Source organism: Kineococcus rugosus, from assembly GCF_050871975.1.
Taxonomy (GTDB): domain Bacteria; phylum Actinomycetota; class Actinomycetes; order Actinomycetales; family Kineococcaceae; genus Kineococcus.
In genome coordinates, this window is the sequence record NZ_JBJLSJ010000023.1 from 31,436 (window position 1) to 53,806 (window position 22,371).

At 74.9% G+C, this 22,371-nt stretch carries 14 protein-coding genes and 2 pseudogenes; 5 read left to right on the top strand and 11 right to left on the bottom strand.

The features are described from left to right. Positions 1-13 precede the first annotated feature (13 nt). From fdh to ACRYM6_RS14310, 4 genes and pseudogenes are all read left to right on the top strand, one after another. Positions 14-3,253, top strand: a pseudogene (fdh, locus tag ACRYM6_RS14295) (formate dehydrogenase); the annotation flags it as partial. Between the two features lie 218 nt (positions 3,254-3,471). Next, entirely contained in the window at positions 3,472-4,617 is a 1,146-nt protein-coding gene (locus ACRYM6_RS14300; protein WP_432543554.1) for a 4Fe-4S dicluster domain-containing protein, read from the top strand. After that, a complete protein-coding gene (gene nrfD, locus ACRYM6_RS14305) occupies positions 4,614-5,717 on the top strand; it encodes an NrfD/PsrC family molybdoenzyme membrane anchor subunit (RefSeq protein WP_432543555.1) in 1,104 nt (367 codons plus the stop codon). The genes ACRYM6_RS14300 and nrfD overlap by 4 nt, the downstream gene beginning before the upstream one ends. Positions 5,718-5,740: 23 nt before the next feature. Then, positions 5,741-6,538 (top strand): formate/nitrite transporter family protein, encoded by a 798-nt coding sequence (locus ACRYM6_RS14310; RefSeq protein ID WP_432543556.1) that lies wholly within the window; start codon positions 5,741-5,743, stop codon positions 6,536-6,538. 99 nt (positions 6,539-6,637) lie between these two features. Here ACRYM6_RS14310 and bla read toward each other — a convergent pair whose 3' ends face one another. The 11 genes and pseudogenes from bla to ACRYM6_RS14365 form a co-directional block, all read right to left on the bottom strand. Next, positions 6,638-7,621 carry a class A beta-lactamase gene (bla, locus tag ACRYM6_RS14315; RefSeq protein ID WP_432543557.1) on the bottom strand — a complete coding sequence of 328 codons (984 nt, stop codon included), beginning with the start codon at positions 7,619-7,621 and terminating at the stop codon, positions 6,638-6,640. A gap of 41 nt (positions 7,622-7,662) precedes the next feature. Continuing rightward, positions 7,663-8,562, bottom strand: coding sequence for a serine hydrolase (locus tag ACRYM6_RS14320; protein ID WP_432543558.1), 900 nt, complete (start codon positions 8,560-8,562; stop codon positions 7,663-7,665). Next, positions 8,559-9,545 (bottom strand): LysR family transcriptional regulator, encoded by a 987-nt coding sequence (locus ACRYM6_RS14325; protein WP_432543559.1) that lies wholly within the window; start codon positions 9,543-9,545, stop codon positions 8,559-8,561. The genes ACRYM6_RS14320 and ACRYM6_RS14325 overlap by 4 nt, the downstream gene beginning before the upstream one ends. 228 nt (positions 9,546-9,773) lie before the next feature. Then, positions 9,774-10,757 (bottom strand): SDR family NAD(P)-dependent oxidoreductase, encoded by a 984-nt coding sequence (locus tag ACRYM6_RS14330; RefSeq protein WP_432543560.1) that lies wholly within the window; start codon positions 10,755-10,757, stop codon positions 9,774-9,776. A 271-nt stretch (positions 10,758-11,028) separates the two neighbouring features. After that, entirely contained in the window at positions 11,029-11,793 is a 765-nt protein-coding gene (locus ACRYM6_RS14335) for an LGFP repeat-containing protein (RefSeq protein ID WP_432543561.1), read from the bottom strand. Between the two features lie 99 nt (positions 11,794-11,892). Continuing rightward, positions 11,893-13,446: an FtsX-like permease family protein gene (locus ACRYM6_RS14340; protein WP_432543562.1), complete on the bottom strand. Its 1,554-nt coding sequence runs from the start codon at positions 13,444-13,446 to the stop codon at positions 11,893-11,895. After that, positions 13,443-14,177 carry an ABC transporter ATP-binding protein gene (locus ACRYM6_RS14345; RefSeq protein WP_432543588.1) on the bottom strand — a complete coding sequence of 245 codons (735 nt, stop codon included), beginning with the start codon at positions 14,175-14,177 and terminating at the stop codon, positions 13,443-13,445. The genes ACRYM6_RS14340 and ACRYM6_RS14345 overlap by 4 nt, the downstream gene beginning before the upstream one ends. Positions 14,178-14,809: 632 nt before the next feature. Beyond that, a complete protein-coding gene (locus ACRYM6_RS14350; protein WP_432543563.1) occupies positions 14,810-16,087 on the bottom strand; it encodes an FtsX-like permease family protein in 1,278 nt (425 codons plus the stop codon). A gap of 436 nt (positions 16,088-16,523) precedes the next feature. Further along, positions 16,524-17,180, bottom strand: a pseudogene (locus ACRYM6_RS14355) (ABC transporter ATP-binding protein); the annotation flags it as partial. After that, positions 17,177-17,713 (bottom strand): PadR family transcriptional regulator, encoded by a 537-nt coding sequence (locus ACRYM6_RS14360; protein ID WP_432543564.1) that lies wholly within the window; start codon positions 17,711-17,713, stop codon positions 17,177-17,179. The pseudogene ACRYM6_RS14355 and the gene ACRYM6_RS14360, both read right to left, overlap by 4 nt. A 79-nt stretch (positions 17,714-17,792) precedes the next feature. After that, positions 17,793-18,671: an alpha/beta fold hydrolase gene (locus tag ACRYM6_RS14365; RefSeq protein ID WP_432543565.1), complete on the bottom strand. Its 879-nt coding sequence runs from the start codon at positions 18,669-18,671 to the stop codon at positions 17,793-17,795. 170 nt (positions 18,672-18,841) lie between these two features. On the opposite strand from ACRYM6_RS14365, the gene ACRYM6_RS14370 reads away from it, so the two are divergent. Next, entirely contained in the window at positions 18,842-22,303 is a 3,462-nt protein-coding gene (locus ACRYM6_RS14370; protein ID WP_432543566.1) for a BTAD domain-containing putative transcriptional regulator, read from the top strand. Positions 22,304-22,371: the final 68 nt, after the last annotated feature.

A 22,371-nucleotide genomic window follows, 5' to 3' on the forward strand; every position in this document is an offset into this window, starting at 1 on the left:
TACGTTCTGGGACGTGGGCCTGAAGACGTTCCTCGAGGGGTGGCCGGTCTACCGGCAGCTGACGGGCGACGACCCGCTGGGTCGCGGCGCGGCGACCCAGTCCGCGCGCTCGAGGTCGCTGACGCCCCGGACCGCCACCGCCGACCGCGTGGCGAGGTCCGTCTGCCCGTACTGCGCCGTCGGCTGCGGCCAGCGCGTGTACGTCAAGGACGAGAAGGTCGTGCAGATCGAGGGCGACCCCGATTCCCCGCACTCCCGCGGCCGGCTGTGCCCCAAGGGGTCGGCCAGCGAGCAGCTCGTCAACGGCGACTCGCGCGCCACGAGGATCCGCTACCGCGCCCCGTACACGACCGAGTGGACCGACCTCGACCTCGACACCGCGATGGACATGATCACCGACCGGGTGATCGACGCCCGCCGCCGCGGCTGGCAGGACCGCGACGAGCAGGGCCGCCGCCTCAACCGGACGATGGGGATCGCCAGCCTCGGCGGCGCCACGCTGGACAACGAGGAGAACTACCTCATCAAGAAGCTGTTCACGGCCATGGGCGCGATCCAGGTCGAGAACCAGGCCCGCATATGACACTCCGCCACGGTGCCCGGTCTGGGTGCCTCGTTCGGTCGCGGTGGAGCCACCGGTGACCTGCAGGACCTGAGCAACGCCGACGTCATCGTCATCCAGGGCTCGAACATGGCCGAGTGCCACCCGGTCGGGTTCCAGTGGGTGATGGAGGCCAAGGCGCGCGGCGCGAAGGTCTTCCACGTCGACCCCCGCTTCACCCGCACCAGCGCGCTCGCGGACACCTACGTCCCGATCCGCACCGGGACGGACATCGTCCTGCTCGGGGCGATCATCAACCGCGTCCTGACCCAGGAGCGGGACTTCCGCGAGTACGTGGTGGCGTACACGAACGCCTCGCACCTGGTCAGCGAGGACTTCCAGGACACCGAGGAGCTCGACGGCCTGTTCTCCGGGTTCGACCACGAGACCCGCTCCTACGACACCGCGTCCTGGCAGTACGCCGGCAGCGAGGGTCAGGGCGACGAGGAGGAGGAGACCGCCGAGTCCACCGACAGCGAGTCCGGGCACTCCCTGGGCGCCGGTGGCGCGGCCGTCGACCACGAGCGCATCCAGCGCGACGAGACGCTGCAGGACCCGCGGTGCGTCTACCAGGTCCTCAAGCGCCACTTCGCCCGGTACACCCCGGAGATGGTCGCCGACGTCTGCGGGATCCCGGTCGACGTCTTCGACGAGCTGGCCGAGGCGTGGATCTCGAACTCGGGCCGGGAGAAGACCGGCGCGCTGGTCTACAGCGTGGGCTGGACCCAGCGCGGCACCGGGGTGCAGTACATCCGCGCCGGCGCGATCCTGCAGCTGCTGCTGGGGAACATGGGCCGCCCGGGCGGCGGGGTCATGGCCCTGCGCGGGCACGCCTCGATCCAGGGGTCGACCGACATCCCGACGCTGTACAACCTGCTGCCGGGGTACCTGCAGATGCCGCACGCCGAACGGCACCCGGACCTCGCCGGCTACATCGACGCCATCCGGGGTGCGGCCCAGAAGGGTTTCTGGGCCAACGCCGACGCGTACACCGTCAGCCTGCTCAAGGCCTACTTCGGCGACGAGGCCACGGCCGAGAACGACTACCTCTTCGACGAGCTGCCGAAGATCAGCGGTGACCACGGCACCTACAGCCAGGTCATGGACATGATCGAGGGCGGGAAGATCTTCGGGTACTTCCTGCTGGGGCAGAACCCCGCCGTGGGGTCGGCCAACGGCCGCGCGCAGCGCCTGGGCATGGCGAACCTCGACTGGCTCGTGGTGCGCGACCTCGTCATGATCGAGAGCGCGACGTTCTGGAAGGACGCGCCCGAGGTCGAGACCGGGGAGATCGTCCCCGAGCAGTGCCGCACCGAGGTGTTCTTCCTGCCCGCCGCCTCCCACGTGGAGAAGGAGGGCACCTTCACCCAGACCCAGCGGCTGCTGCAGTGGCGGGAGAAGGCGGTGAACCCGCCGGGCGACGCGACCAGCGAGCTGTGGTTCTTCTACCACCTGGGCCGGCGGATGCGGGAGAAGCTCGCGGGCTCCACCGACCCCCGCGACCAGCTGCTGCTCAAGCTGGCCTGGGACTACCCGGTGCACGGCGAGGAGCAGGAACCCAGCTCCGAGGACGTGCTCAAGGAGATCAACGGGTACGGCCCCGACGGGCTGCTGCCGGGCTACACCGCGCTGAAGGCCGACGGGTCGACCTCCAGCGGGTGCTGGATCTACTCCGGGGTGTACGCCGACGACGTCAACCAGGCGGCGCGGCGCAAGCCCGGCCGCGAGCAGTCCCTGCACGCCCCCGAGTGGGGCTGGGCGTGGCCGATGAACCGGCGCATGCTGTACAACCGCGCCTCGGCCGACCCCGAGGGGAAGCCCTGGAGCGAGCGCAAGGCGCTGGTGTGGTGGGACGAGGACGCGCAGCGGTGGGTCGGGGACGACACCGCCGACTTCGAGGCCACCAAACCGCCGTCGTACCGCCCTCCGGAGGGGGCCACCGGGGTGGAGGCCATCGCCGGGGACGACCCGTTCATCATGCAGAGCGACGGCAAGGGGTGGCTGTACGCGCCCAAGGGCGTCGTCGACGGGCCGCTGCCGGCGCACTACGAACCGGCGGAGTCGCCGTTCCGCAACGCGGTCTACACCCAGCAGGCCAACCCGGCGCGGGAGATTTACACCAACCACCTCAACGAGGTGCACCCCTCGCCGCCGGAGCTGGGCAGCCAGGTGTTCCCGTTCGTGTGGCTCACCTCCCGGCTCACCGAGCACCACACGGCCGGCGGCATGAGCCGCTTCCTGCCGTACCTGGCCGAGCTGCAGCCCGCGCTGTTCATGGAGGTCTCCCCGGAACTGGCGCGGCTGCGGGGGCTGGAGCACCTGGGCTGGGCGCACGTCGTGACGGCGCGCGCCGTGGTGGAGGCGCGGGTCCTGGTGACCGACCGGCTCACGCCGCTGAAGGTCCAGGACCAGCTGGTCCACCAGATCTGGCTGCCGTACCACTGGGGTCAGGGCGGTCTGACCACGGGGGACGTCGTGAACGACCTCATGCACCTCACGCTGGACCCGAACGTGCACATCCAGGAGTTCAAGGCCGGGACGTGCGACGTGCTCCCGGGCCGACGGCCGAGAGGGGGAGCGGTGCTGGAGCTGATCGACGAGTACCGGGTCCGGGGCGGGGTCACGATGACCTCGGGGTCCGTGGCCGTCACCGCCGACCTCATCGCCCGCGGCGGGCGCGGGGTGGCCGACCTCGCCGAGGGCGGCGCGACGGAAGTGGGTGCCGGGCACGACACGGACCTGCTCGAGAAGGTCGTCGGGGTGCGCCACGACACGCGGTCCCGCCCGGGCGACCCGCAGCAGAACGGTGTCGACCCGGTGGTGCTCGACGCGCACCCCGCAGAGGGTCTGGACGAGGGAGGGGACCGCTAGTGGTCTCGCTGGACGACCTGTCGAGCAGCCTGTACGGCCGCCTCGACGACCCCGCGCGTGACGCCGGGTACGCCGACCCGCCCCCGCGCAAGGGGTTCTTCACCGACACCTCGGTGTGCATCGGCTGCAAGGCCTGCGAGGTGGCCTGCAAGGAGTGGAACGCGGTGCCCGAGGACGGCATCGACCTGCTGGGGATGTCGTACGACAACACCGGTGGGCTCGGCGCGGACTCCTGGCGGGCGGTGGCGTTCATCGAGCAGTCCCGCCCCGTCGGGAACCAGACCTCGCCGTTCGCCGGCACGGCGACCGGACCCTCCTCCGAGCAGCTGCAGCAGGACGCCGTGGCGGCCGGGTTCGACGCCTTCGCCGAGGCCGAGCGCCTGGGCACCGGCGTCGCCGGGGGTCACCCGCTGGCCGAGCGGGCGCACGAGAACCGCTCCGGGGGCGGGTGCGGCTCCGGGTGCGGCAGCGCCCCGGCCCCCGCGAGCGCCCCGGCGCCGTCGGAGGGGGCCGGCGGCCAGTTCCTCGGGATGCCCGGGATGCTGGCGCCCGCACCGGTGCCCGACCGCGACGGCCGCTCCGACGTCCGCTGGCTGATGATGTCCAACGTCTGCAAGCACTGCACGCACGCGGCCTGCCTCGACGTGTGCCCCACGGGCGCGCTGTTCCGCACCGAGTTCGGCACCGTCGTCGTGCAGCAGGACGTCTGCAACGGCTGCGGCTACTGCGTCTCGGCCTGCCCGTACGGGGTCATCGACAAGCGCGAGGGCGACGGCCGGGCCTGGAAGTGCACGCTGTGCTACGACCGGCTCGGCAACGACGAGACCCCCGCGTGCGCGAAGGCGTGCCCGACGGAGTCCATCCAGTTCGGCGACCTCGACGAGCTGCGCGAACGGGCCGAGCGCCGCCGCCAGCAGCTGCACGACGTGGGCGTCACCGAGGCCCGGCTGTACGGGGAGGACCCCGAGGACGGCGTCGGCGGCGACGGCGCGTTCTTCCTGCTGCTCGACGAGCCCGAGGTCTACGGCCTGCCGCCGGACCCGGTCGTCACGACCCGGGACCTGCCCTCGATGTACAAGCACATGGTCGCCGCCGCCGGGTTCATGGTCCTGGGCGTGGTGGCCGCCGCGGTGGGCAAGCGATGACGCCGAAACCGTCGCAGCAGACCCCGCACCAGCCCGGGCAGCCGGGGTCCGAGCACGTCCCGGGCACCGACCCGATCGGCGGGCAGGCCGCCCGCATGTTCGACGCGGGGATGGGCCGGCGGGGGCGCGGCGGGAAGAAGCGCCGCGGCGACGTGAACGCCGTCGTCCCCGAGGCGGAGTTCCGCTCGTACTACGGCCGGGCCGTCCTCAAACCCCCGGTCTGGACGCACGAGATCGCTTACTACCTGTTCGCCGGCGGCCTCGCCGCCGGGTGCTCGATGCTCGCGGCGGTCGCCGACGTGCGCGGGGACGCCGGGGCGCGCCGGGCGCTGCGGGTCACGTCGCTGGGCGCGGTGGGGGCCAGCGCGTACTTCCTCATCGCCGACCTCGGCCGGCCCGAGCGGTTCTACAACATGCTGCGGGTCGCGAAGGTGACCTCGCCCATGTCGGTCGGCACGTACATCCTGTCGGTGTTCGGGCCGCTGTCGGGGGTGGCGGCCGTCGCCGAGCTGGGCGCGCTGCTGCCCCGGCGGGGCGTGTGGGGGCTGGTGCGCCGGGTGGCCCGGCCCGCCGGTTCGGCGGCCGGGGTGGGTGCCGCGCTCACCGGGCCGCTGCTGGCCACCTACACCGCCGTCCTGTTCGCCGACACCGCCGTGCCGAGCTGGCACGAGCCGTACCGGGAACTGCCCTTCGTGTTCGGTGGCAGCGCCCTGGCCGCCGGGTCCGGGGCGGCCCTGCTGCTGGCCCCGACCGCGCAGACCGGGCCCGCCTCGCGGCTGGCCGCCATCGGTGCCACGGTGGAACTGGCTGCCGCGCACCGGATGGAGACCGCGCACGGGCTCGTCAGCGAACCGTTCCACCTCGGGCGGCCCGGGACGTTCCTCAAGGCCGCCCGCGCGCTCACCGCCGCCGGCGCCGTCGGCGCGGTGCTCGGGCGCCGGTCCCGGGTCGTGTCCGCGGTCGCGGGCGCGAGCCTGCTGGCCGGTTCCTTCCTGACCCGCATGGCCGTGTTCGAGGCGGGTGTCGCCTCGACGAAGGACCCCAAGTACGTCGTCGTTCCCCAGCGGGAACGGCGGGAGGCCCGCCAGCGCGCCTCCTGACCCCGAGGACCGAGGAGCCCCGCATGGCGTACAAGACGCCCGACCAGATCGCCGTCGCGGCGGTCGCCAGCGGCACGAAGAAGGCGCACCTGCCGGTCCCGAAGCTGCTCGTGGGCGGTTTCCTCGCCGGCGCCTACATCGCGTTCGCCGGCCTGCTCGCCGTCGACGTCACCGCGGGCCTGGACCCCGCGATCTGGGGCGGGGTCACGACCCTGCTGACCGGGGCCGTGTTCAGCATGGGCCTGGTGCTGGTCATCGTCGCCGGCTCCGAACTGCTGACGGGCAACATGGCGCTGGTGCCGATCGCGCTGCTCAGCCGGGAGGTGGGGTTCGGGCTGCTGGTGCGCAACTGGGCGTTCGTCCTGGTCGGGAACCTGCTCGGGGCGCTGTTCGTGGCCTACGTCCTCGCCGTCCAGACCGGCGTGATCGGGCCGGAGGGGTCGGCGTCGTTCACCCGGCTCGCGTCGATCGCCACCACCAAGGCCGTCACCGAGGACGACCTGACGATCTTCCTGCGGGCCGTCGGCTGCAACTGGCTGGTGTGCCTGGGGGTCTGGATGGCGCTGGCCGCCGAGGACGTCGGCGGCAAGGTCCTGGCCATCTTCTTCCCCATCACCGCCTTCGTCGCCCTCGGCTTCGACCACGTCGTGGCGAACATGTTCTTCCTGCCCGCCGCCCACTGGGCCGGGGTGCCGGGCATCGGCTGGGGCGACATCGTCGGCAACTGGGTGTTCGCGTTCCTGGGCAACGCGGTGGGCGGCGGGCTGTTCGTCGCCGTCGCCTACTGGTTCCTCTACCTGCGCGACCGCCCCGCGGACTGAGCGCGCCGGCCCCCGGGGGGTCGCGGTGACCGGCCGCGTGCGGTGGGCTGCGCCGACCGGAGGAGCCGGCGCAGCCCACCGCACCGCGTCAGCGGTCCGTCAGCGCAGTTCCGCCACGACGACCTCGGTCGCCCTCGCCAGCAGGGCGTTGTCCGACTCCGCGTCGACGTCGGCGCGGTCGGTCAGGACGGCCACGACCCAGGGCGCGCGCCCCTCACCGGGCCAGATGACGCCGATGTCGTTCTGGTTGCCGTACACGCCCGCGTGCCCGGTCTTGTCGCCCACCTGCCAGCCCTGCGGGACGCCGGCCCGGATCTGCTCGCCGCCGGTGGTGTTGGCCCGCAGCCACTGCACGAACTGCTCACGGTCGCCCGGTTCCAGCGCGTCACCGACGGCGTAGGCCCGCAGCGAGGTCGCCATGGCCCTCGGCGTGCTGGTGTCCTCCGGGTCACCCGGTGCGATGTCGTTGACCTCCGGTTCGACGTTCTGCACCTCGGTGGTCCCGTCACCGAGAGCCCGCAGGTCCGCCTCGAACCCGGCGGGACCTCCCAGGCGTTCCAGCACCACGTTGGCGGCGGTGTTGTCGCTGACGGTGACGGAGGCCCCGGCGACCTCGCGCAGCGGCAGCCCGGAGCCGGTGTGCTGCTCGGTGACGGGGGAGTGGGCGACCAGCTCGCCGGCCGTCCAGGTCACCACCTCGTCCAGTTCGGCGTCGGTGGTCTCGGCGAGCAGCGCGCCGGCGGCGAGCGCCTTGTAGGTGGAGGCGAAACCGAACCGCTCGTCGGCGCGGTGGGTGACGGTCTTCCCCGACCCGGTGTCGACGGCGAACAGTCCCAGCCGTGCGTCGAACTCCCGCTCCAGCTCCTCGAACCGCAGGCCGGCGGTTCGGGCGTCCCCGTCGGAGGGTCCGGGAGCCGCGGTGGCTGCGGGAGCGGGGGAGGTGGCGGGGGAGCTGACGCTCGCGGCGGTGCCGGAGCCGCAGCCGGCGAGGAGGATCGAGGCGGCGCAGGTCAGGAGTCGTTTCACGGGGACAGCCTGCTGCGCCCCCACGATGCCGGCGAAGACGGCGATGACGAGTTCCATGCCGTTTCGTCATCGTCCGGGCAGTCACCGGTCCGCGGTGATCACCTGCGCAGGTGGTCGCGCAGCGTGCGCGCCACGTGGGCCATCGCGGCTTCGGCGCGCGGCTGGGCCGCGGCGGAGACGCTGGACTCGGTCAGCGCGGTGACGGCGAAGGTGGACCCGTCGGCGTGCTCGACGACGCCGGCTTCGTGACGCAGGTTCAGCAGGGTGCCGGTCTTGGAGGACCAGCGCGAGGAGTCGGTGTGGAAGTCCGGGGCCAGGCGCTGCCGGAAGACGTTGGCGCCCAGCAGTTCACGCAGACGCTCGCCGGTCCGCACGTCGACGCTGCGGGGCCGCCACAACTCCTGCAGCACCTCGGTCACCGCGCGTGCCGTGCCCACGTTGGCGCGGCTGACGTCCAGGTGGGGCAGGGCGTGCCCGTGACCGGGGGTGGCTGCTCCGATGGCCAGGGAGTGCGCCAGGTGCGCCTGCCCAGGACCGAGGGACTCCACCGGGGTCTCCGCGAGGTCGCGCAGGTGGTGGCGCACCGACAGGCCGCGCAGACCCAGGCGTTCCAGCTCGGCAAGCACGGCGGGCCGAGGGGTCAGGGTGAACAGCGCGTCGGCGGCGCTGTTGTCGCTGAGGGAGACGCTGAGGTAGAGCAGGTCGTCGATCGCGATGGAGGCCGGGTGGCGGAAACGGCTCGTACCGGTGGGGCCGGGGGTGGTGATGCGGCCCGGTTCTACGTGCACCGCGGCCGAGGCGAGCAGTTCACCGCGGTGGACGCGTTCCAGGGTGGCGATGGCCAGCGGCACCTTCACCAGCGAGGCCAGCGGGAAGGCGGCGTCCGGCTCCAGGCCGATCTCCTCGCCGCTGTCCAGGTCGCGCACCAGGAAGGAGCCGCGCAGCCCCGCCTCCTCCAGGGTCCGCCGGGCCCGGTCGAGCACCGCGGCGCTGCTCACCGGTCTCCTCCCCCGTCCCCGGTCGCGGGTGAGCCGCTGGCGCGCGGTGCCCCCGCTCCCGAGGCCCGCGAACCCGCTGCGCGGTCAGCCCGCGGCGCAGCGGTCTCACCTCCCACCGCCCCCAGGCACGCGGCGATGCCGCTGCCCAGCAGGGCCGCGACGCGGGAGACGTCCTCGTGGTCGCCCCCGCTCAGCCGGTACCCCCGGTGCAGACCACCGCCACCCAGACGAGCCCAGGGCAGGTGCAGTTCGCGAGCCTGCTGGGCCGAGCACAGCAGGAGGTCCCGGGAGGTCAGCACCTGCGCGGCAGCGGTGACCACGGAGTCCGCGACGGCGACCTGCGCCGGTTGCAGTCCCACCGCGTTGCCGAGGGCGATCACGCGGTCCCGCACGTGCGGTACGTCGTCCTCGGGCTGCAACCACACCCTGCGCACCGGCTCGTCCTCCTCCCAGCGCCCCGCGCGCAACGTGTCCAGGTGCAGCACGTCGGAGGGTGCGGGTCCGCCGGAGGCCACGCCCAGCGGAACCCGCCACGTCGCCCCGTCCGCCGGCACCGCCACGACCGCGACGCGCACGTCACGGGTCAGGACCAGCTGCGCGCGCTCGTCCGGTTCCCGGTGGTGCAGCTGCAACGTCAGGTCCAGCTCACGGGCCTCGGCGACCAGGCGCACCAGCGTTTCCTGCGCGCACGTCCGCGGCAGGGCCAGGCCCAGCGGGCGGGTGCGCGCGGAGCCGGCCTGCCGCAGCAGGGCGTCGGCGACCTCGACCAGGCGCCGCGCCCCGGGCAGGACGTCGCGCCCGAACGTCGTGGGCACCACCGCCCGGGTGGACCGATCGAGCAGCCGCGCCCCGAGGAGGTCCTCCAGGGCCGCGATGCGGCGGCTGGCCACGGGTTGGGGCACACCCGCCTCAGCTGCCCCCAGCGTGAAACTGCCCCGCGCGCTGACGGCGACCAGGGCCCGGCACGCGGCCACGAGATCCACAGCCGGGGACTGTACCCAGGCCCGCGCCCCCGTCGTGGACCACCCGCCGGCGAGGCCGCCTCCCCCGAGGCGTGGGGGAGGCGGTGTCGCTCACGGGTCTTCCCGCCGGGCCGTGGCCAGAGGTCGCGGACCGTATCGAGGTGGCGCAGTGGTCCGCTGCGGCCGCGGCCGACGAGGGCGCCGGACCCGCGGCCCAGCCGGCACCCGCCCGTGCGGGGCAGCGCCCCCTCACCGGCTGCGCGACGGTTCCACCGGTGGTGGGGACGTCCCCTCCCCTGGGCGGGCAGCGACGCCCCCTCCGCGGGCGCGCCCGTCGCCGGCCGCGTGGTCGAGGTGCCCCCTCGCGCGCACCGGGACGTCCGCCGCCCGCATCACCGCCTGGGTGGCCTCGTCGTGGACGGCGCGGCGGTCCATCAACGGGCCCAGGACGCGGAACACCGGACCCAGGGCCACCCACGTGCGCGGCAGGACGATGCGCGGCGCTCGCCGCTCGATGCCCGCGGCGATGCCCGTCCCCGCCGTGTCGGGGTCCAGCCGGCGGGCGACCCAGGAGGGGTGCGTGGCCAGCAGCCGCCGGGCGACGGGATCGCCGAACGTGGCGCGTTCCATGGCGGTCTCGACGAAACCCAGGTAGACCAGGCTCACGTCGACGCGGTGCTGGGCCAGTTCGACCCGCAGCACCCGCCCGTACTGCTCCAGCGCTGCCTTGGCCACCGCGTACGGCGCGACGAGCACGCCGTTGACGAAGGCGTAGGTGGACGAGTTGATGACGATCTGCCCGCGGACGGCGATGACGTGTTCCAGAGCGGCCTGCACGGTGACGTGCACACCGCGCAGGTCGACGTCGAGGACGCGGTCGAAGACGGAGTCGTCCATCGCCCGCACCGTCGCCGGGAGGGGCGCGATGCCCGCGTTGGCGAAGACGACGTCGATCCGCCCGAACTCGGCCACGACGTGAGCCACCGCCGCGTCCACGCTCGAACGTTCGGTGACGTCCGCGACCACGGCGAGGGCTCGTGGCCCCAGTTCGGCCGCGCGCGCCTGCACGGTGGCGCCGTCGGAGTCCAGCAGGGCCAGCCTGGCGCCCCGTGCGTGCAGGGCCCGGGCCGTGGCCAGGCCGATGCCGCGCGCGGCGCCGGTGACGAGGACGACCCCGTCGTGCAGCGGGCGACGAGGTGTCCCGCGCAGGAGGGCGGGTAGACGGGTTTCCACGAGGTTTCCTCCGGAGGTTTCGGGTGGGACGGGTGGGAGGAGGTGCGGGTCCTGCACGGACCCCGTCCGCGTGCCCGGGCAGACGGGTCGTGCCTCCGCGTCGAGGGCGTCCACGCGTCGGCGTCCCGGGGCGAGGTTCCAGGGCCGGGCCCGACCGGTGCGGTCCCCTCCACCGCACCGGTCAGAACCCCCCCCGGGCCCTGCAGGCGCTGAGCCGCCTGGTCGGCGTCCCGTTCGCCGGCCGGCGCTGCTGCACGTCCGCTGCTGCGGGTCAGCCGATGAGCTCGACGTCCTCCACGACGGCGGAGCCGCCGTGGACGCCGATGCCCAGGTGCAGGTCCACCCCGTGCGGAACGCCCGGACCGGCGGTGGCCGGGACGTGGAAGACGCACTCCACCCCGGCGCTGGTGGCCGCGGTCGGCTCCACCGGGCGCGAGCAGCCGTCGAACGTCGTCGGCGCGTACGGGGTGGCCCGCAGTTCCCCGGCCGCGGCGTCGACGGCGTAGGTAGCCATCACCTCCTCGTCGCGCTGCTCCCAGCCGCGGACCAGGCAGCCGGCGGCCTGCTCGGGAGTCGCGCCGTTGAACGGGGCCGGGCACCCGGCGACGGCCGAATCACCGATCACGGTGACACCGCCCTGCGCGGTCCACTGCATCGAACCGCCCTGGAAGTCGCTGCGCCTCCCGCCGGGGATGTCGTACTCGTCGCTGACGGGGAACCCGAACGCACCCGCCTCCCAGCCGTGGGAGGCCCACGCGGCGCGGATCGCGCCGTGCACCTCGTGCGCGCCGGTGGTCGCGGACCAGTAGATCGAACCGCCCTGGAAGTGGACGTGGGCCCCGCGCTGGTCGGGCGTCCTGGTCTCGGCGGTCACCGGCTGACCCAGGGGACCGCCCGCCCCGCCCAGCGCCTCGTGGTGCGCGCCGATCTGCCCGCCGACGCGCGGGGCGGCGGCCTGGGCCGGTGCGCTCAGGACGAGGCTGGTGACGGTCGCCACAGCGGCCAGGGTGGTGCTCATCGAGCGGATCTCCTGCACGGGTGCTCCTGAGGTGTCGGTAGCGGTGGTCTGCGGCCGGGGTGGAGGGGAGGGGGAACCGCGGCGAGCGGCTCCCGGGGTGGTGGGGTCGCGCAGCGGTCATCCCGCGCGCAGTTCCGCGGGGTCCACGCTGGCCCGGAGCAACGGCAGGGACGCCGCGGTCGCCCCGGCCACGGCGGCGACGGCGCCCAGGGCGATCAGCGCGAGCGGGAGCCACGGCACGGGGACGGGCACCACGGTGACGCTCGACACCGTCTGCGTCACCGCGTCGAAGTTCGCCAGCCGGACGTGGGTGGTCATCACCCCGCGGGCCGCGAGGATCCCCGCGCTCGTGGCGAGGAGGATCGTCGGCACCAGCGGCAGCACGTTCTCGAGGAACACGGCTCGCCGCACCACCGGCAGCGGAACACCCACCGCGCCCATCCCCGCGATGACCTGCCGGCGCGAGACGATGTTCTCGACCGTCCCCACCAGGAGACCGGCGACGGCGACCGCTGCGCCCACGCCCGCGGCGAGCGTGAGCAGCGAGAGGATGCTCTCGTGGGTGTTCGCGCTGATGTTGCTGCCCGGGCCGCCGTCGACGGAGTACCGCGATCGCGCGCCCTGCAGGAAAGCGGCGATCAGCACCAGGACGAGCAGTGCGGAGTTGGCCCTGCTGCTGTGCTCGGAGGCGGCCAGCAGCCGCCGGCCGGCGAGCAGCCGGCTGGGACGGCCCGAACGCAGCAGCCAGCCTCCCAGAGCGGCGGAGAGGGCGGTCGTGCCCAGGAGCAGCCCGGCGAGGACGAGGACGAGCAGCACGATGAACAGGGCCCCGATCGCCAGGGCGACCCTCACCGACTCGTGGACGTCCACACCGGTCAGTTCCAGGGCCGTGGTCAGCAGCAGCGTTCCGCCGAGGCCGACCGCGAACAGCACGACGGGGAGCCTGCGCGAGGGGCGCGGCCGCTCGCGCCGCGTGACGCCGAAAGGGGTGATGGACACCCGGCGCAGGGCCAGGAGGGTGAGCAGCGCGGAGAACAGCGGTACCAGGAGCACCGCGATCGGGATCGCCCACCAGTTCGGCCACACGTCGGTCGGCAGCCGTCGCGCGGGCCCGGTGAAGGTGTCGGTGACGAAGCCGGTGGACCCGTTGTCGTAGGTGATCCGGCGTTCCAGCGCGTACGTGGTGATGACCGTCTCGTCGAGGACGACGCGCGCGGCGGCGAAGACGGCGAAGGCCAGCGCGACACCGGCTGCGGCCGCCACCGCGGTCTCGCTCGCGGCGATGCGCCGCACGTCGCGCGGGGTGGCGCCGGTCATGCGCAGCGCCGCCAGCCGACGGTCACGGGCGGCCGCGCCCACGCGCGCGCACTGCCCGGCGAAGACGAGCAGGGGCAGGCACAGGAACAACGACGTCGCGACGACCCCCTGGCGCAGACCGGGCTCGTTCAGGGACTCGCTGGTGTACGGCCCGTCGCCGGTGTCGATCGCGACCACCGTCGCCGCGGCCAGGACGGCGAGGGTTCCCGCGGCCGCGGCCGCGGCCGTCAGCCCGGTGCGGGCCCGGTCGGCCCTGCCCCCGGCACCCGCGAGCCGCAGCGCACCCCTCCAGGAGAGCCCGGCGTCGGTTCGCGGCGGCCGGGGCGTCGCGGCCCGGGTGCGGCGGGGGCTCACGCGGGGCTCCCGGGCGCGACGGGACCCTCGGCGGTGACGCTCGGCCCGCCCGCCCCTCGAGCGCGGGGTGGGCCGACGACGAGGCCGTCACGGACGACGACCTCCCGGTCGGCGTGGGCGGCCACGCGGGCGTCGTGGGTGACCAGCAGGACGGTGGTGCCCCGAGCGCGCGCGGCGAGCGTCACCTGCGCCATCAGCTCCTCGCCGGCCAGGCTGTCGAGGGCCCCGGTGGGCTCGTCCGCCATCAGGACCGCCGGTTCGGTGACCAGGGCCCGGGCGGCGGCCACCCGCTGGGCCTGACCTCCCGACACCTGCGTCGGCCGCCGGTCGGCGAGGTCGCCCACGGCGAACCGGTCCAGCCACGTCCTGGCCCGCTGCGCGGCGGACGCCCGGCTCTCACCCCTCAGCAGCAGGGGCAGGGCGACGTTCTGCAGGGCGGTCAGCTCCGCGACCAGGTGCCCGAACTGCATGAGGACGCCGATCTCGTTGCGCCGCAGCTTGCTGCGTTCCTCCTCGCCGATGGCGTCGAGCTGGTGGCCGGCGACGGTGATCGAACCGCGGTCGGCTCGGACGATCCCGGCCAGGCAGTGCAGCAGGGTGGACTTGCCCGATCCCGACGGGCCGGTGATGGCCACGATCTCCCCCGGGCGGGCGAGGAGGTCCACACCGCGCAGGGCGGGGTGGTTCCCGAACGACTTCTGCACGCCGGTGGCGTGGACGACAGCGGTCACGTCGTGCTGCTCCTCGGTGCGGGCGCTGGCGCGCGGACGGTGGTCGGCCACGGGCGGGGCGTGTCGGGCGACACGACCGGACCCGCGCGACGGGGTGGAGGGGGGACGGGACGCCCCGGCGCCGGGCGCTCGCAGGCGCGGGCGTCCGGGGGAGTGCGAGGGGGTGCGGGCCTGGCGGCGGTTCGCGACCCCTCACCGGCTGGTGTCCGGGGTCTCGCCGCGCGGGTCGCCCCTGCGGTTCGAGGGGGTGCCCCCGCGGGGTGCGCGGGCGACGGCCGCCCGCTCACTATGCACTGAGTTGCTAGTTGCCGTCAACCCGCAGTGGATGTCGAGGGAACGCAGACGTCCCGGCGCTCGCCCGGCACCCTCGCAGGGGCAGGGCGTCACGACCGGGACGAGACGTGCTGGGGCGTGAGGAGAACGGCTCACCGACGTGTTCGCGGTGGGGGGCGACGGGTGTTCCCCTCACCGGCGCGTTCCCCGGTTCACCGACCGGTGGACGGGAACTCCGGTGGCGCCGGTGCGGGCGCGCGGTTCGGCTCTGAACGGCACGCCGGGTGAGCACACCGGAAACCTCCTCCCCCCCGGTGAGGAGGTGTCCGGTGTGCCGGCCAGCCGCAGCGCGACCGGGTTCAGCCGGCCCGCAGTTCAGCGGGCTGGACGCTGCGGTGCAGCAGCGGCAGCACCACCAGGGTGGCCAGCAGGCACGTCCCCAGCGCCGCGCCCACCAGGACGCCGAGGGAGTCCCAGGGCACCGGCACCTGCAGGGCCTGGACCGTCGCCGTCCCGGTGGCGGGATCCAGCACGACCGTGTGCGCGGTCGTGCCCAGGATGCCGCGCGCGCCCAGGACGCCGGCCAGGGCGGCCAGGACCACGGGAGGCGCCAGGGGGAGCACCGCCTCGACGAGGACGGCCGCTGCGAGGGTTCCGCGCGGCACCCCGGTGGCGCTCATGCCCGCCAGGACGCGGCGGCGGCTGACGACGCTCTCGACCGCGCCGACGACCAGTCCCGCTGCCGCGATGACCGTGGCCGTGACGAAGGCGGCGTCCACCAGGCCCAGCGTCTGGGCGTAGGAGCTGCCGGCGTCCGGAGCGGCGAGCAGGTTCGCCCGCACTCCCTGGTTGAGCGCGGCCAGCAGCACGACGATCAGCAGGGCGGCGTGGGTGCGGGCCGCGGTGGTGGGGGCGGCCAGGAGCCGGCGTCCGGCCAGCAGGAGCGCGGGACGACGTGTGCGCGAGACCAGCACCCGGCCCATCGCGGCGGCGACGGCGCCGGTTCCCAGGAGCAGGCCGACGGCGGTGGCCAGCAGCAGGACGGTGAACAGCACCCCGCGGACGGTCGGTGCGAGGTCCTGGAGGCCCGCCGCGTCCAGCAGTGCGCTGAACGCGGCGGTCCCGCTGATCCCCACCACCAGCAGCACCCCGGGCAGCACGCGGACGGGACGCTGCTGTTCGCGACGCACCACCCCGAAGGGGGTGACGGCCACCCGGCGCATGCTCAGCACCGTGAAGACGGCCGCCAGCACGGGGACCAGGACGACGACTGCGGCGACGGCGGGCCAGGGGGGCAGGACGTCGGTCGGCAGCCGGCGGGCCAGTCCGCTGAACTGCTCGGTGAACACCCCGATCCCGCCGTTGTCGTACCGGACGGTCCGGTCGAGCGTCCACGAGGCCTGCACGGGGGTGTCCAGCAGTTCCCGCAGCGCGAAGAAGGCCGCGCTGCCCAGGCCGGTGCCGATCGTGGCCGCCACACCGGTCTCCGCCGCCGCGAAGCGCACCACGTCGCGGGGAGTGGCGCCCTGCAGGCGGAGGGCGGCCAGCCTGCGATCGCGTGCGGGGGCGCCGACGCGGGCGCACTGCCCGGCGAAGACGAGCACGGGGACGCACAGCAGCACCAGGGCGACGACCACCCCGACGTGCAGGCCCGGCTCGTTGAGCGCGGCCGTGGTGTAGGGGCCGTCGTCGGGCCCGTCGCGGCCACCGTGGCGGCCGCCAGCAACGCCACGGTGGCCGCGGCGGCACCCGCAGCGGTCAGCGCGATGCGGGTGCGGTCCCCGCGGCCACCCGCGGCGGCGGTGCGCAGCACGGTCGCCGGTGACGGGCCGTGGTCCACCCGTGGGGCGTTCCCGGTGCGGTGGTGCGATCGGTCCAGCCGACCCTCGGTGGCCGGACCCCGGGCGGTGGTGCTCACCGTCGGTTCCCCGGCGTCGAGGGCGAGGCGTCGTGACCCCGGAACCGGGTGGACCCGGACGTGCCGGCGGCGTGCAGGCCCGGCCGGAGCGCGGCGGGACGGTTCGCGCGGGCGTCGGCGCGGAACGGGTCGCCGAGAGCGTCGTCGGTCTGCGGCTCCAGCACGCCGTCGCGCACGACCACCTCGCGGTCGGCGTAGGCGGCGATGCGCGCGTCGTGGGTGACCAGCAGCACGGTGGTCGCCGAGCTGCGGGCCACCCGCTGCACCTGGGTCATGACGTGTTCGCCGGAGAGGGTGTCCAGGGCGCCGGTGGGCTCGTCGGCGAAGAGGACGTCCGGTTCGGTCACCAGGGCCCGGGCCGCCGCGACGCGCTGGGCCTGCCCCCCGGACATCTGCGTCGGCAGTTCCGCGGACAGGTCCGCGACGTCGAAACGCTCCAGCCAGTTCCCCGCCGCGGTGATCGCCTCGCGCCGTCGAACCCCCGCCAGCAGCAGGGGCATGGCCACGTTCTCGGCGGCGGTCAGTTCGGGGATCAGGTGCCCGAACTGGAAGAGGACGCCGAACCTGCTGCGCCGCAACCGGGAGCGCTCCTCCTCGGACGCGTCGTCGATCCGTGCGCCGTCGAAGTGCACCGAACCGGCGTCGGGCCGGACGATGCCGGCCAGGCAGTGCAGCAGGGTGGACTTCCCGGACCCGGAGGGGCCGGTGATGGCGACGATCTCGCCTCGCTCGGCGGCGAAGTCCACCCCGCGCAGGGCGGGTGAGTTCCCGTAGGACTTCACGACCGCCCGGGCGGTGATCTGGGGTGTCACGAGGTGATCTCCTCGGTCAGGGCGGCCACGCGGGCCGATGCGGTCTCGATCCAGTGCAGATCGGCGTTGAGGTGTTCGAGGGCGTAGTCGGCGGCCAGCACTTCGGTGAGCGCTGCCCCCGGTTCGGTCTTGAGGCGGGTGTAGGTGCGCATGCGTTCCAGGTGAGCGCGACGCTGACGGTGCAGGTAGTCGCGCGCCGCGTCCCCGCCGGCGATCAGGACGGCCACGGTGACCTTCACGGCCAACGGGTTGGCGACGAAGGGGCTGGGGGGTTCGACCTCCTCCAGCCACCGGTGCAGTTCCTCGCGGCCGGAGGGGGTCAACGCGTAGGCGGTGCGGTCCGGGCCGCCGACGCGTTCGGGTTCCTGCTGCACCACGAACCCGTCGCGGGCCAGGCGGGCCAGGGTCGAGTAGACCTGGGCGCTCGCCAGGGGACGCGCGGCGGGGAAGCGTGCGTCGTAGTTCCGCTTGAGTTCGTAACCGTGCCGTTCGCCCGGGACGAGCAACCCCAGCAGGACGTGACCCAAGGACATGCCCACGACTATGCACTACGTTGCTAGTCGCGGGCAACACCGTCCGGGGACCCGTTGCCCCGCCCCGGGCGCTGCGTCCTCAGCGCGCCAGCAGGTCGCGCAGCGCCTTCACCACCTCGGCCGGGGACTCCTCGGCCATGAAGTGCCCGCAGGACACGGTGGCGTGCTGCAGGTCCGGCGCCCAGGCCCGCCACCTGCCGGCCGCGTCGGCGCTGAGCTCGGGGCCCCAGTGCTGCTGCAGGACGCTGACGGGCATGCCCAGCCGCCGGCCCGCCCGGCGGTCGGCCAGGTCGTGCTCGAGGTCGATCCCCGCCGAGGCGCGGTAGTCGGCGACGATGGAGGGGACCGCCTCCCGGCACGCCTGCAGGTACCCGGCGCGGACGTCGTCGGGGATGGCGCCGGTGTCCCGCGTCCACACGTCCAGGAAGTGACCGAAGAAGGCGTCCGCCGAGGCCGCGATCAGCACCTCGGGCAGACCCGGTGGCTGAGCCATCAGGTACAGGTGGAAGGCGACGGCGGCCGTGGTGCCCCGCAGGACCTCCCAGGTGTCGGGGTTGGGCAGGATGTCCAGCGCGGCCAGGTGGGTGATCGTCCCGGGGTGGTCCAGCCCGGCGCGCACCGCCACCAGCGCGCCGCGGTCGTGCCCGGCCAGCGCGAAGCGCTCGTGCCCCAGCGCGCGCGCCGCGGCGACGACGTCAGCGGCCATGGTCCGCTTGGAGTACGTGCTGGTGCCGGTCTCCGCGGGTTTGTCGCTGGCGCCGTACCCGCGCAGGTCCGGGCAGACGACCGTGTGGTCGGCGGCCAGGTCGACCGCCACGTGGCGCCACATCGCGTGGGTCTGGGGGAACCCGTGCAGCAGGACGACGGGCGCACCGCTGCCGCCGACGGCGACGTTGAGCGCCACGCCGTCGGCGACGGCGATGCGCTGCTGGGTGAACCCCGGGATGCTCGTGGTCATGTCCTTCTCCCTCGTCACGACGGATCGCCACCGGTCAGCCGTCCGCTGACCGGGCACCCCCAGCGTGCGGCCGCCCGATCACCGTCCACGCAGCGTCGGATCAGCGCCCGTGCGCTGCTCCGCTCAGCGTTCCGGGCACCGGCACCCGTCGCGGTACCGTCGACCCCGCGATGCTGACCTTCGGAGTGCTCGGCCCCCTGGTCGTCGAGAGCGCTTCGCGGCCGGTGACCGTGGGAGGGCCCCGTCACCGCGCGGTCCTGGCGCGGCTGCTGATCGCCCGCGGCAGGACGGTGCCGGCGCAGACGTTGATCGAGGACCTGTGGGAGCGGCCACCGGGTGGCGCCCTCGGTGCGCTGCAGACCTTCGTCGCGGCGTTGCGCAGAGCCCTGGAACCCGACCGGCCCCCTCGGGCACCCGCTCACGTGCTGGTCACCTCCCCACCGGGGTACGCCCTGCGGCTCGAACCCGGGGCCGTGGACGCCTGGACCTTCGAGACGGTCCTCACCCGGACCGGCAGCCTGCTCGCGCAGGGCACGCCCGACGGCGCTGAGCAGGCCCTGCAGTCGCTGCAGGAGGCCCTGGACCTGTGGCGCGGACCGGCCCACGCGGAGTTCGCCGACACGGCCTGGGCCCGCGGGGAGGCCGCGCGCCTGGAGGAACTGCGGCTGCTGGCGGTGGAACGCCGCGCCGAGGTGCAGTTGACGCTGCCCGGGGCGAGCTCCGTCGTCGCCGACCTGGAGGCCCACGTGGCGGCGTTCCCGCTGCGCGAGGAGGGGGCGCGCCTGCTGGCGCTGGCGCTGTACCGCGCCGGTCGGCAGGGGGAGGCGCTCGCCGAGCTGCGACGGGTCCGCGCCGCTCTGCGGACCGAGGCCGGGCTGGACCCGAGCCCGCTGACCCGGCGGCTCCACGCCGACGTCCTGGCGCAGGCGCCCCACCTCGACGCGCCCACCGCCACCCGACCCCGCAGCCCGTCCCGAGCGCAGCCGGCGCCCTCCTCCCAGGGGCAGCCGCCGCCCGACGCGGCCGCCCGTGGCCCCTTCGTCGGCCGGGTCGCGGAGACGGGTCGGCTGGAGCAGGCGGCCCACGCGGTGACGCAGTCGCGGGCAGCGCACCTCGTGCTGGTCTCCGGGGCAGCCGGCGCCGGCAAGAGCACCCTCGCCGCGGAACTCGGCCGCCGCCTGCGGGCGGCGGGCTGGCTGAGCGCCTGGGGCGACAACCCGGGAGTACCGGGAGCACCGGCCGCCTGGCCCTGGACCCGGATCCGGCACCAGCTCGACCCCGACCGGGGGGTGCCCGAGCGGGGACCCGACGGGCTGCAGCCCACCACGACGCGGGCCGGGGAGGCGCCGGGGGAGGGCCCCGCGTCCGTCTTCGAGCGCACCCGGGCCCTGAGCGAGCAGCTGAGGCTCCGGAGCGCGGCGAGCCCCGTCTTGCTCGTGCTCGACGACCTGCACCGGGCCGATGACGGCACCCTGGCCACGCTGACCGCTCTGGCTGCCGAACCGGGCCTCGGCCCGGTGCTGCTCCTGGGCGCCTACCGCTCCGACGAGGTCTCCCCGCAACTCGCCGAGGCGCTGGCCCGAGCCGCCCGGACCGAACCCAGCCGCCTGTACCTGGCCGGCCTGGCCGACGACGACGTCGCCCGGCTGGCGCGCTCCCTGACGTCCCGGGAGATGCCCGCACCCCAGGTGCGGGAACTCCAGGCGCGCAGCGGCGGCAACCCGTTCTTCGTGCGCGAGCTGTGCCGGCTGTGGGACCACGGCGGCGGAGCCGGGTTCCAGGCCGTACCCACCGGCGTGCGCGACGTCATCCACCACCGGCTGAGCCTGCTGAGCGACCCGACCCGCACGCACCTGCGCCGCGCCGCCGTCCTGGGACCCGACGTCGACGTCGCGCTCCTGACCGCCCTCACCGGTGAGGAGGACGCCGTCCTGGACTCCCTCGAGGACGCGCTGCGCGCCGGGTTCCTCGAAGAGGGCCCGGGCGGCCGGCTGCGCTTCGCCCACGACCTCGTCCGGGAGGCCGTCTACGGCGACACCCCCCAGGTGCGGCGTGCCCGGTGGCACGCCGCCGCCGCGCAGGTGCTGCGCGCGTCCCGCCCGGACGACGTCGAGGTGATCGCCTCGCACCTGGTGCGCGCCGGGGACCGGGCACCGGTCGAGGAGCTGAGGCGCTTCACCCGGGCCGCCGCGACCCGCGCGGAGGAGCGCACGGCCCCGCGCGAGGCGGCGCGTCTGTGGCGAGCAGCCCTGGACGCCACGGACGAGGTCAGCCGTGAGCAGCTGGAAGCCCTGATGGGTCTCGTGCGCTCGCTCGCCGTGACCGGGCAGCTGCAGCAGGCCCGGAGCCACCGCGCCCGGGCGCTGCGAGCCGCCGAAGCGCTCGGCGACCCGCGGCTCACCGCGACCGTGCTCGGCTCCTTCGACGTGCCGGCCCTCTGGTCCAGCAACGACGACGAGCAGCTGTCCGCGCGCGTGGTGACCGCCGCCCGGCGAGCACTGGCTGCCGTTCCCGACGAGGAGCAGGCCGTGCGTGCCCGCCTGCTGATCACCATCGCCGTGGAGCGGCGCGCCGACCACGGCCCGCAGGGCGCGGACGCGGCCCGTGAGGCCGAGCGCATCGCCCGCCGGCTGCAGGACCCGCTGCTGCTGGCCCTGGCCCTGAACGCCCGGTTCCTGCAGACCTTCTCCCGCGCCGGCCTGGCCCCCCGGCGCGCCGCCACCGGGGAGGAGCTGGTGCAGCTGAGCGCCGGTCAGCCCCACCTCGCCACCTTCGAGGTGCTGGGCCACCTCATCGCCCTGCAGGGCTGCTGCGCGCTGGGTGACCTCGCCGGCGCTGACGCGCACGCGCAGGCCGTCGACGCGCTCGCCGAGCGCCACGACCTGCCCGTGCCCGGCGCCTTCACCGCCTGGTACGCGGCTCTGCGATCGACGGTCCGCGGCAGCGGTGCCGACGCCGAGAGCGCCTACCGGCGAGCCGCGGGACGCCTCGTCGGCACCGGGATGACGGGACTGGAGGACGGCATCCTGCCGCTGGCGCTGCTGTGCTCGCAGATCTCCACCAGCGGCAGCGCGCGGGCGCTCGCCCCCGTCCCCGGTGGCGGGTTCGGTCCCTACGCGCCGTGGGTCCGGCCGCTGCTGGCCCTGGCCGCGGGGGACGAGGCGGGTGCGCTGGAGGCGGCCCGCGCCGTGCCGGACTCCCCCCGCGACCTGCTGCTCGAGGTGCGGCTCTGCCTGCACGCCGCGACCGCGGTGGCCGTCGGCGACCGGCGGGCGGCGCGACGGCTCCACGACCTCCTCCTGCCCGCCGGCGGGCAGCTGGCCGGCGGAGCCAGCGGCCTGCTCACCTGCGGGCCCGTCGACTGGTACCTGGGGGCCCTGGCGTCGTTCCTGGGCCACCCCGAGCGAGCCGCGGAGCACTACCAGCGCGTCGTGCAGCTGGCGGGACGACTGGGCGCCGACCGGTGGTCGGCCCTCGCGCTCGGTGCCCTCGAGGACCTCGCGGGCCGGGAGGTTCGGACGACGGCGGAGGACTCCGGACGGGCCGCGGCACCGGCACCTCGCGGCGACCACGGCGAGGAGCCGCCTCCTGCCGGCGCGAGCGCACGGACGGTCCGCCCCGGGACGACGTGACCCGCCGGCAGCCGCTCCGTCGAGCGGGTCGAACGCGCCGCTCCGGTGAGCGCCCTGCGGCGGTGAGC